This window comes from Albidovulum sp., from assembly GCF_008933605.1.
GTDB lineage: Bacteria > Pseudomonadota > Alphaproteobacteria > Rhodobacterales > Rhodobacteraceae > Albidovulum.
Genome location: NZ_WBUS01000268.1, coordinates 1 through 2,521 on the forward strand (window position 1 = coordinate 1; position 2,521 = coordinate 2,521).

Below are 2,521 nucleotides of genomic sequence, written 5' to 3' on the forward strand. Positions count from 1 at the left end.
GTGCTGGCCCGGCTCGCCGCGCCGGGGCGGGGCCTGCCGTCGGCCTAGTGACCGCGCCAGATCCAGCCGCCGCCGAGGATGCGGCTGCCGCCGGTTTCGTAGAACACGCAGGCCTGCCCGGGGCTTACGCCGGATTCCGGGTCAAGAAGCTCCACCGTCGCCGTCGTCGCCGAGAGCGGCCGCAGGATCGCGGGGCGTGGCGGCCGGGTGGACCGGATGCGGACCGAGACATGCCACTCCGGCCGGCTCGCGAAGGGCGCATCGCCCAGCCAGTTGATCTCGCGCACCGGCACGCTGCGGGTGGCGAGCGCCTCCTTCGGCCCGACGGTGACCCGGCGCGTCCCGGGGTCGAGCTTGACCACGTAGAGCGGATCGCCGAGCCCGCCGATGCCGAGGCCCTTGCGCTGGCCGATCGTGTAGTGGATCACGCCCCGGTGCTCACCGAGCACGTTGCCCGCCATGTCCACGATCTCGCCCGGATCCGCCGCGCCGGGGCGCAGCTTCTCGATGACGCTCGCGTAGTCGCCGTTCGGGACGAAGCAGATGTCCTGGCTGTCGGGCTTGTCGGCGACCCTCAGCCCGTATTTCGCGGCGAGCGCGCGCGTTTCGGCCTTCGACGCGAGCCCGCCCAGCGGGAAGCGGAGGAAGGCGAGCTGTTCGGGTGTCGTCGAGAAGAGGAAATAGGACTGGTCGCGGTTGGGGTCCGCCGCGCAATGCAGCTCCGGCCCCGCCGGCCCGTCGACACGGCGGATGTAGTGCCCCGTCGCCATGCAGTCGGCGTCCAGCTCCTTCGCGGTGGCCAGCAGGTCCTTGAACTTCACCCGCTCGTTGCAGCGGATGCAGGGGACCGGCGTCGCGCCCGCCAGATAGGCGTCGGCGAATTCCTCGATCACCGCCTCGCGGAACATGTTCTCGTAGTCGAGGATGTAATGCGGAAATCCCATCGTCTCGGCCACGCGTCGGGCGTCGTGGATGTCCTGGCCGGCGCAGCAAGCGCCCTTCCTGGCCAGCGCGGCGCCGTGGTCGTAGAGCTGGAGTGTGACGCCGACGACGTCGTAGCCCTCGTCCTTCAGCATGGCGGCGACGACGGACGAATCCACGCCCCCCGACATCGCCACCACGACGCGGGTTTCTGCCGGCGGTTTCGGCAGGCCGAGGGAATTCAGTCGGGTTTCGTCAAGCATCGCACCGGGTCCGGGGAGAACGGAACGAATATATGAAAATCCTCCGCAGTCACAAGGCACGGTTTCACCCCTCCTTAAACCTGCCGACGCAGGCTTTCCGGCGGGTAGAAGAAGAAGGGGTGAACCATGTTCTTGAAAAAGATCGATGGTCCGCGGGCGATTACCTTGCCCGACGGAACCGTCATGACGCGCGCGGACCTGCCACCTGCCGAAACGCGGCGCTGGGTCGCCAGCCGCAAGGCCCGGGTGGTGAAGGCGGTGGCCTACGGGCTCCTGCCGCTGAACGAGGCGCTGGAGCGCTACCAGCTTTCGGAGGAGGAGTTCGGCCTCTGGCGCGACGCGGTGGCGCGGCACGGCGAAAAAGGCTTGAAAGTCACGGCGATCCAGAAATACCGTCAACCTTGAGTTGTTCCGGGGTGGGGCGTCACAGCGGTAACTTGTGATTAACCAATCTGCGCCAGAGTGGGGATGATCGAGGGATTAACGTGGAGTACGCCTGATGAGAATCCTGCTGGTGGAGGACGACCCGACCACGTCCCGCAGCATCGAGCTGATGCTCACCCATGCCAACCTGAACGTCTATTGCACCGACCTCGGGGAAGAGGGGATCGATCTCGCCAAGCTCTACGACTACGACCTGATCCTTCTGGATCTCAACCTGCCCGACATGAACGGGCAGGATGTGCTCCGGCAGTTGCGCCTCGCCAAGGTCGACACGCCGATCCTGATCCTGACCGGCGCCGACGACACCGAAAACAAGATCCGCAGCTTCGGCTTCGGCGCCGACGACTACATGACGAAGCCCTTCCACCGCGAGGAACTCGTCGCCCGCATCCACGCGATCATCCGCCGCTCGAAGGGCCATTCGCAGTCGGTGATCCGCACGGGCAAGATCAGCGTCAACCTCGACGCCAAGACGGTGGAGGCCGAAGGCACTCCCGTGCATCTGACCGGCAAGGAATACCAGATGCTGGAACTTCTGAGTCTCCGGAAGGGCACGACGCTCACCAAGGAGATGTTCCTCAACCACCTTTACGGCGGCATGGACGAGCCGGAACTGAAGATCATCGACGTCTTCATCTGCAAGCTCCGCAAGAAGCTCTCGGAGGCGACGGGGGGCGACAATTACATCGAGACGGTCTGGGGCCGCGGCTACGTGCTGCGCGAGCCCTCGGCGGACGCGCCGCGGAAGATCGCGGTCGGCGCCTGAGGCGCCGCCCGCGCTGCGGCGCAGACACCGTCTCCGGGGGCGCAGCGCCGCCCGGAGCCTGAGCCCGCCACGGGGAGACTGGACCTCCGCCGATGCGCGCCCTAACACTTTCGGGCCAGCATCGGGG

The 2,521-nt window shown here is 66.8% G+C and carries 3 protein-coding genes; 2 read left to right on the forward strand and 1 reads right to left on the reverse strand.

What is annotated here, in order from left to right:
• Positions 1-44 precede the first annotated feature (44 nt).
• On the reverse strand, positions 45-1,184 hold the full coding sequence (gene mnmA / locus F9K34_RS18610) for a tRNA 2-thiouridine(34) synthase MnmA (protein ID WP_291338593.1): 1,140 nt from the start codon (positions 1,182-1,184) through the stop codon (positions 45-47).
• A 126-nt stretch (positions 1,185-1,310) separates the two neighbouring features.
• Here mnmA and sciP point away from each other — a divergent pair, with 126 nt between their 5' ends.
• Together sciP and ctrA are read left to right on the forward strand one after the other, a co-directional pair.
• Entirely contained in the window at positions 1,311-1,589 is a 279-nt protein-coding gene (gene sciP, locus F9K34_RS18615; protein ID WP_291338594.1) for a CtrA inhibitor SciP, read from the forward strand.
• A gap of 94 nt (positions 1,590-1,683) precedes the next feature.
• Positions 1,684-2,394: a response regulator transcription factor CtrA gene (gene ctrA, locus F9K34_RS18620; protein WP_291338595.1), complete on the forward strand. Its 711-nt coding sequence runs from the start codon at positions 1,684-1,686 to the stop codon at positions 2,392-2,394.
• Positions 2,395-2,521 lie beyond the last annotated feature (127 nt).